The sequence below is a fragment of the Streptomyces sp. SID14478 genome, from assembly GCF_010548525.1.
Taxonomy (GTDB): Bacteria; Actinomycetota; Actinomycetes; order Streptomycetales; family Streptomycetaceae; genus Streptomyces.
Genome location: NZ_JAAGMG010000553.1, coordinates 1 through 7,869, shown reverse-complemented (window position 1 = coordinate 7,869; position 7,869 = coordinate 1). Strand labels below are relative to the sequence as shown.

At 73.1% G+C, this 7,869-nt stretch carries 6 protein-coding genes; 2 read left to right on the top strand and 4 right to left on the bottom strand.

Annotated features, from left to right (window positions below):
• Positions 1-1,503 (bottom strand): MoxR family ATPase (locus G3I40_RS18315; protein ID WP_343244953.1); only part of this gene is annotated, 1,503 nt, incomplete at its 3' end.
• Between the two features lie 291 nt (positions 1,504-1,794).
• On the opposite strand from G3I40_RS18315, the gene G3I40_RS18310 reads away from it, so the two are divergent.
• Positions 1,795-3,423 carry a DUF6345 domain-containing protein gene (locus tag G3I40_RS18310; RefSeq protein ID WP_164303216.1) on the top strand — a complete coding sequence of 543 codons (1,629 nt, stop codon included), beginning with the start codon at positions 1,795-1,797 and terminating at the stop codon, positions 3,421-3,423.
• A 15-nt stretch (positions 3,424-3,438) separates the two neighbouring features.
• Here the strand turns inward: G3I40_RS18310 and G3I40_RS18305 are convergent, their stop codons facing one another.
• The 3 genes from G3I40_RS18305 to G3I40_RS18295 form a co-directional block, all read right to left on the bottom strand.
• Positions 3,439-4,809 carry an amino acid permease gene (locus tag G3I40_RS18305; RefSeq protein ID WP_164303215.1) on the bottom strand — a complete coding sequence of 457 codons (1,371 nt, stop codon included), beginning with the start codon at positions 4,807-4,809 and terminating at the stop codon, positions 3,439-3,441.
• A gap of 89 nt (positions 4,810-4,898) precedes the next feature.
• A complete protein-coding gene (locus G3I40_RS18300) occupies positions 4,899-6,947 on the bottom strand; it encodes a phage holin family protein (protein ID WP_343244954.1) in 2,049 nt (682 codons plus the stop codon).
• A 196-nt stretch (positions 6,948-7,143) separates the two neighbouring features.
• Positions 7,144-7,560, bottom strand: coding sequence for a hypothetical protein (locus G3I40_RS18295; RefSeq protein WP_164303213.1), 417 nt, complete (start codon positions 7,558-7,560; stop codon positions 7,144-7,146).
• 81 nt (positions 7,561-7,641) lie between these two features.
• Here G3I40_RS18295 and G3I40_RS18290 point away from each other — a divergent pair.
• Positions 7,642-7,869: MBL fold metallo-hydrolase (locus tag G3I40_RS18290; protein ID WP_164303212.1), on the top strand; the 228-nt coding region annotated here is incomplete at its 3' end.

The window sequence follows — 7,869 nt, the reverse complement described above, 5'->3', positions numbered from 1 at the left end:
GTCCCGGCGCCAGCGCGCGGCGAGCTGCTCCTCGTCGCCGCCGGGGAAGGTGCCCGGCGTGCCCTCGGGCGCCCGCCCCACGGGGAACGTCTGCTGGAAGCGCTGGACGACGACGCAGCGCGCCGCCAGGTCGTGGGCGTCGGGCTGTACGCGCGCGCCCCTGGCCGCCGGCACGTGCCCGAAGCCGAGGTGGAGCAGGCAGTGGGCGAGCATCCAGGCCCACTCGGCGGGTTCGGCCCGGCGGGTGGGGTGGACGTGGACGCAGCCGTCGGAGTCGACGAGCGCCCAGCCGTGCGCCGGCACCGCCCGGCAGCCGGCGCGGCAGAACGAGGCGTCGAGGGAGTCGAGGGCCGGGTTGGCCCGCACCAGGGCAAGTCCCTTCAGATAGGCCTCCGTTGCCGGGTCCGGGCGCTGCTCGTCGCCCTTCTTCCGGCGCCCGCGGGTCATCGGCGGGCCTCCACCAGACGCGGCATGTCGCGGGCCGCCTCCACGAGGAACCAGGCGGGCAGCACGGGGTTGCCGTCGGTGTCGTCGGCGATGACGGTCTGGGCGACCTCGACGGAGATCTCGGCAAGCTGCACGAGCAGGGACTTGGCGCGGTACGCGGTCTGCCGCACGCCCGGCGAGGCGTGCTCCTTGGCCGCCGGGAGGTCCTTGACGAGGCGGCCGCGGAACGATTCGGCGAGGTAGTGGAGCAGGTCGCGGTCCTCGACGCGGTGCGGCCAGCGGGCGTCGCTTGAGGATCGCGTCGAGGCCGAAGCGGCTGCGCACGACCTTGGCGTAGCCGCAGAACGCGACCGCGTGCGAGGGCGTGAGCGTGCCATGCGCGAGGACCGTGAGGGTGTCCTCGTCGAGGGTGGGGCCGAAGCTGTGCAGCGCGTCGCTGAGCATGTGCCACGAGCGCGGGGTGGAGAACGGCTCCTCGGTCTTCGGCGGCTTCGACCACAGGTGGTCGGGCCGGTCGGTGAGGTGGTCCAGGATCCACGGGTGGATGCCGGCGCCCGCGGCCCAGGCCAGCCAGTCGGTCGCGGATGCCCGCAGGTGCACGTGGGTGAGGCGGTTGACGAGCGCGGAGGCGATGGGGCGGGCCAGCGCGTTGTCGGTCGAGCGGTTGCCCGCGCCGATCACGAGGGAGCCCGCGGGCAGCTCGTAGCTGCCGATGCGGCGGTCCAGGATCAGCGAGTAGAACGCCTTCTGCACGTCGGGCGTCGCCGCGTTCAGCTCGTCCAGGAACAGGCAGTACGGCTCGTCGCGGGCGAGGGACTCCGGCGGGCAGAACACCGAGCGCCCGTCGCGGATCTGCGGCACGCCGATCAGGTCCTCCGGCGCCAGCTGCGTCCCCAGCAGGCTCACGCACTCCAGGCCGAGCGAGTCGGCGAAGGCGCGCACCAGAGACGACTTCCCGATGCCGGGGGCGCCCCAGATGAAGACCGGCCGCACGGACGCGAGACCGAGCAGCAGCTCCGGCATGCGGGAGGGCGTGACGGTGACGGCAGCCTGCACGTACTGACTCCTGGGAGAAGGGGGGAGATGTTCGAGCGGGGCGCGCAGGTGCGCGGCTTCCCGTACGAACAGTGTGGGCCGACCGGTCCGCGCCCGCAGCTGGTTTTCGCGGCGGCGTCCCGTCCGCGCACCGCCACGGACGACAGCGTCAGGGAGGCGCGAGGGGCCCGCGGCCATGCCCGTGGCGCCGCCACCATGGCCGGAATGGGCGCTGGGCAAGACGGCACCGCGGTGACACTTTGAGGCCCCCGACCAGGGGGATTCGCACGGGGTTCCACAGGGGGTTCGGCAATGCGCATGATCTACTCGGACCGCGGTCCGTCACCATTGGAAACCGGTAAACCCGGCGCGGCCGACCGCGATTCCACGTTCGGCTGGTGGGGTGCGTTCAGCATCCAGAAGTTCGTCAACCAGAACCCGCTCTCGCACACGCACGAGGACGCGACCGGCTGGCTCGCGTACCTGCAGCAGTTCTACGACCGCAACTTCTGGTTCGCGGACGGCGGCGCGCAGGTGTGGGCGTACGAGGAGACGTACGACAACTGGCAGGACCGGTACGGCATGGACGCCGTCGTCGCCGTGTACCACTCGGGCCACGGCGGGATGGACGGCAACGGCGTGTTCTTCGCGCCGCTGGGCGCCGCCTGGGACAACCGCTCGGACGCGGTCTCCAACCGGATGGCGTTCGGCAACGAGCGCGCCAACTACGTGTTCTGGTCGACGTGCAACTCGCTGCGCGTCCTCGACGGGCACTCCCCGATCCGCACCTGGGCGGGCCCGAACCTGGGCTCCCGGATGATCTTCGGGTTCGAGACGACGAGCATCGACAGCGGGGACTACGGCAAGAAGTTCTGGGAGAAGTGGCGCGCGGGCCAGACGTACTGCGACGCGTGGCTCAACGCGAGCTGGGACATCTACCACGGCCAGGCGCCCTCGGTCGCCGCGACGGGAGCCACCCGGGCCGAGGCGCAGACCCGCCTCGACGCGGAGCGCAACTTCTACCGCGAGCACGTCTCCGACGCCTGGTACGTGTGGCGCTGGTACTCGGCGCGCGAGGGCCTGCGCGATCCGCAGACGCAGGCGCCGGCCGAGCCGCAGATCGTGCAGCTCGCGCCCCGCTCCCCCGGCGAGGAGCTCGCCGCGCTCGGGCAGCTGGCGCACTTCCCCGCGGCCGCGCTGCAGGAGGTCCAGGTCGAGCGGCAGGGCGTGCTGAGCGCGAACTCGGGCGACCGGTTCGTGTCGACGGCGCCGGGCGCGGTGCGCTGGGTGAAGCTGGCCGAGGCCAACCACCGCAACACCCGGCAGCTGTCCACCGAGCGGGCCGTCGAGCTGGCCCGGCAGTTCGCCGAACAGCACGCCGACGGCGCCGAGTTGGTCGTCGACGGGGTGCACGACCTGATGCAGAACAGCGGCGAGAAGGACGGCTCGCAGATCGGTGAACCGGTGTCGCTGCAGACGCACGTCACGTTCCGCCAGACGTTCGGCGGCATCCCCGTGATCACACCCGGGCGCGGCGAGTTCCGGGTGGCGCTCGACAACGACGGCACGGTGGTCCAGGCGACGCTGTCGACGCGGCAGCCCACCGGGGAGACGCGCACGCCTGCCTCGGCGGTCGCGCCCCCGTCCGGCAAGGGCACGCAGGCTCTCGCCTCGCCCGGCTCCCGCGACCCGCGCCAGGCGCTCGACGAGGCACAGCGGCGGCGCATCGCGCATCTGACGGCGATGGCCGCGGACGGCGAGCGCGCGGCGGCCGACATCGAGGCGCAGCTGGAGGTCAGGGACGTACCCGGCACGCTGGAGGTCGGCTACGAGATCGACGGCAACGAGGCCTACCCGGCCGCCCGCAAGCTGATCGAGATCGGCTCGCGGGACAGCATGTTCAAGAAGCTGCGGTGGGTGGTCGCACCCCTCGCCAGGTGACCGACGGGGGTCGGATCAGTGGGTGGCGGTCCGCTTCTTGCGGGCCGCCATCCACGCGTAGACCAGGACGCCGGCGAAGAGGAACAGGACGCCCTGGTAGACGGCCGCGTACCCCGCGCCGCCGACCAGCCACATCGAGAAGCCGAACGCGGCGACGGCGAGGACCATGTCGCGCGCCAGCCGCGCGCGCCGCACGCGGTACCCCTGCCCGGACAGCAGGAAGTAGATCTGCGCGGCGGTGGCGAGCAGGTACGGGACGGTCGCGGTGAACGTGGTGACGAGCACCAGCGTCTCGAAGACACCGCTCGAACCGGCCGTGTAGTTGTAGATCGTCAGCAGCGAGGCGAGACAGACGGCGACGATCACGCCGAACGTCGGGATGCCGCGCCGCTTGCGGGCGAACGCCGTCGGGAACAGTCCGTCCTTGGCGGCGGCGTACGGCGTCTGGGCGCTCAGCAGCGTCCAGCCGTTGAGCGCGCCCACCATGGAGACGAGCGCGGCGATCGCGACGGCGGTGCCGCCCCAGGTGCCGCCGAACATGGCGTTGACGGAGTCGGAGAAGGGCGCCGTGGAGTCCGTCAGGTCGCCGTGCGCGACGGTGCCGAACACCGCCACCGTGCACAGCAGGTAGAGCAGCGCGGCGAGCCCGGTGCCGAGGACGGTCGCGCGGCCGACGTTGCGCTGCGGGTCGCGGACCTCGCCGGCGCTCACGGACGCGGACTCGACGCCCAGGTAGCTGAAGAGCAGGATCGCGGCGGACGCGGAGACGGCGCCGAGCGCGGAGTCGCCGCTCGCCCGGAACGGGCCGAGGTTGTCCGCGTCGAAGAAGAACAGGCCGCCGATCGCGACGAGCAGCAGCGGCGCGAACTTCAGGACGGTGGAGACCAGTTGGACCGCGCCGACGTAGCGGGTGCCCGCGAGGTTGGCGAGCGCGGGCAGCCACTGGCAGACCAGCGCGGCGACGATCGTCCACGGCGTCGAGCCGTGGATCGGCAGCAGCACGTCGAGGTAGCCGACGGCGGCGACCGCGAGGGCCGCGTTGCTCACCCAGGTGGTGATCCAGTACGACCACGCGGCGAGGAATCCGGCGAAGTCGCCGAAGGCCTCCCGGGCGTACACGTACGGGCCGCCGGTCTGCGGATGGCGGTCCGCGAGGCGTCCGAAGACGAGGGCGAGCGCGATGGCGCCGACCGTGAGGACGCCGAAGGCGACGAGGCTGATGGTGCCGTACGGGGCGACGGAGGCGGGGAGCAGGAAGATGCCGCCGCCGATGATGTTGCCCATGACGAGGGCCGTGGCGACGGGGAGACCGAAGCGGCGGGCGTGCCTGCTGTGCTGGTCGTCCCCCGCCGGAGCCGTCGGTGCCGCGGTTCCGGGGTCGTGCATGGGGTGGTGCGCCTCTCGGTCGTGCTGACGCCGTCACGGGATCGCCGGGCGGCGCTCCATCGTCGGGCGCGTCGGGTCATCGCACCAAATCAGGCGGTTTCGTCCTGCGCTTTTGCGGGGGCGACCGCAAATGATGCGACGTCGGGGGCGCGCCGGCGGGAATTCTCCAGCGGGATCTGCGGGCCGTTGCCCTCGCGCAGCCAGCGGCGCAGGACCTGGTGGACCTGTTCGGCGCCGACGAGGTCGCCGTCGTCGGGCACCGGCGGCGACAGGGCGGCCGGCGAGAGCAGGAAGGGGCGCGCCTGCGCACCGCCGAGCCCGCCGTGCGAACCGATCTGCTCTTCGAACGCGAGTACCTCGCCGTCCACCGGGTCGTACCAGGAGTTGACCATGATGTCGGCGGTGTGCGGGAAGGAGTCGGTGCGGCGCACGGCGTCGGCGGCGCCGGGCCCGAAGTCGGCGAGGGGCCCCTGCCCGTCGGCCAGCTCGTCGATCGGCACCTGCGCTCCGCGGGCGCCGAGCACGACGGCGCCGTGTTCCTCGCTGCGGACGAGGAGGAAGCCGATGCCGGGATGGTTGGCGAGGGTCGCCAGCAGCGCCGGGTGGCGGCTGTCGATCTCCTCCCTGCTCATCCGGTGATCGACGTCGGGGAAGGAGACGAGCCCGAGGTTGCCGGAGGCCAGCACGACGGGCTCGTGGCGTCTGCCCTTGCGCGGGCTCTCCTCGACGGGACGGCGCAGCGCGGCGCGGACGGCGGAGCGGGCCTCGGCGCCGCTGTGGGTGCGCTGCGCCTTGCGCGGCACGGGCAGCCCGCAGCCCGCGCGCACCAGGTCCTGCAGGGTGAGCCCGTAGCGGGCCCGGAACGTCTCGCCGGGGCTCTGCCCGTGGTCGGACAGGACGACGACGCGGTACGGGCGCGGGGCGTGCTCGGTGACCTTCGCGATCAGCGCGAGCGAGCGGTCGAGGCGTGCGAGGACCTTCTCGGCGTCGCGGCTGAACGGGCCGGAGTGGTGCGCCACCTCGTCGTAGGCGACGAGGTCGGCGTAGACGGCGCTGCGGCCGGCCAGCAGGTCACCGATGACGGCCGCGACGACGACGTCGCGCTCGACGACGGTCGCGAAGGCGCGGACGAAGGGGTAGAGGCCGCCGCGGCCGATGCGCGGGCGGCGGCGCTGCAGGCGGGCGCGGGTGGACTGGCCGATCTCGCGGCCGACCTCGGCGAAGAAGGAGAGGGCGGTGCGCACCGCGTTGGCCGGGTCGCAGAAGTACGCGAAGTAGCCGGCCCGCGACCGGTTCTCCTTGCCGCGGCGGGCGGCGACGGACAGCACGAGCGCCACTTCCTCGGCGCCGCCGCTGAAGAGGTTGCCGCGGCTCGCGCCGTCGACGGTGAGCAGCCCGCCGTCGCCGGTGTGCTCGACGGCGCGGCGCTGCAGTTCGGCGGCGCTGGTGGGCCGGTTGGAGACCTGGATCTCGCCGGTGTCCTTCTCGTACCAGCGAAAGGCGGGGATGTCGTGGTTCGAGCCGTGCAGGATGCCGAGCTGACTCGCGCCGGTCTGGCTCGACCAGTCGGTGCGCCACGGCGTCAGCCGGTGCCCGCCGTCGCGCAGCCAGCCGCCGACCGTGGGCATCACGCCGTCGCGGGCGGCACGCAGCAGGACCTCATGGCCGACGCCGTCGAGCTGCAGGAAGACGGTGCCGGGGGTGGGCGGGAAGGCGTCGGTGCCGTCCTTGCGGCGTCGGCGGTCGGCGAGCCGGTACAGGCGCCGCCGGTACGCGTCGTCGTCGCGGACCGCCAGGGCGCCGCCGGTCGCGGACGCGACGGCGGACATCACCGCGGCGACGACCACGGCAGTCTCCGGGCTGACCTCGCCCCGGCCGTCGGGGATGAGGTGCAGCGCGATGAGCAGGACGAGGCCGTTCAGGAAGAAGACGACGAGGCCGAGCACGAGGGCCGGGACGAGGAGGAGGGCGCGGACCAGGACGGGCCAGACCAGCGCCGACAGGACGGCGAAGGCGCCGGCGCCGAGGGCGGCGGTGAAGGCCACGCGGGTGAGGCTGTCGCCGTCGTCCGACTGGAGCTGGAAGTCGGGCAGGATCCCGGCGAGGACCATCATCGTCAGGGTGCCCGCCGCCCACACGGTGAGCGAGCGCCATGCCGTGCTCGCGGCCCGCCGCCACCACCGGCCTGTGGCCACTTTCCGGCTCCCCTCGCCCTGTGCGTCCGTGTGCTGGTTGTCGTCGGGCCAGGATTTCATACGTTTTGGGTGGGTCACTGCTGTCAGCTGCCGTCGCACCGTGGCGACCGGTCGTCCGCCTCCTCGCGCTCCTCCAGTGCTAGCAGCCGTCGTAGCCGGCCGTGGGCATCGACAGCCGGCGGTGCACGCGTGCCTTCATCTCCGTGCTGTACGAGGGTTCCGCCAGCCCCGCTGTCTCCAGGCGGACCCCGCGCCGCGCGCACTCCCGCGAGAACGCCTCGACCGAGCGGAGCGCGGCGCGCAGCACCCGGTCGCTGGGGGCGACGAAGACGTCGACCAGGCCCGCGTCGACGTCCGTCCACAGGATCTCGTGGTCGGGGCGCAGGGCGTGCACGAGGAGTTCGCGGGTGATGACGTAGCCGCGCTCGGCGGCCCAGCGGGCGCACATCGCGTGCTGGCTGCGCGAATCCACCAGGAACGGGTCCGCGTCCAGCTCCTCCAGCGGCGTCAGGCTGGCGATCGCCGCGACCCGCACCGCCCCCTCGGCTTCGCCCATGGTGTCCCCCTCACCTCGGTTTTCGGCCCGACCCTACTCCTGCACGTAGGCTCGGGGCAGTCGCACGCTAGGAGGCAACGGGTGCCGGTGGAGATCACCTGGTGGGGTCATGCCACCTGCACGGTCGAGGACTCGGGCACCCGGGTGCTCACCGATCCGCTCTTCGCCCGGCGCCTCGCGCACCTGCGGCGGCGTCGCGGCGCCCCGCCGCCGCCGAGCGCCGCCCGTGCCGACCTGGTCCTCGTGTCGCATCTGCACGCCGATCACCTGCACCTGCCGTCCCTGGCCCGGCTCGCACCGGGCACCCGG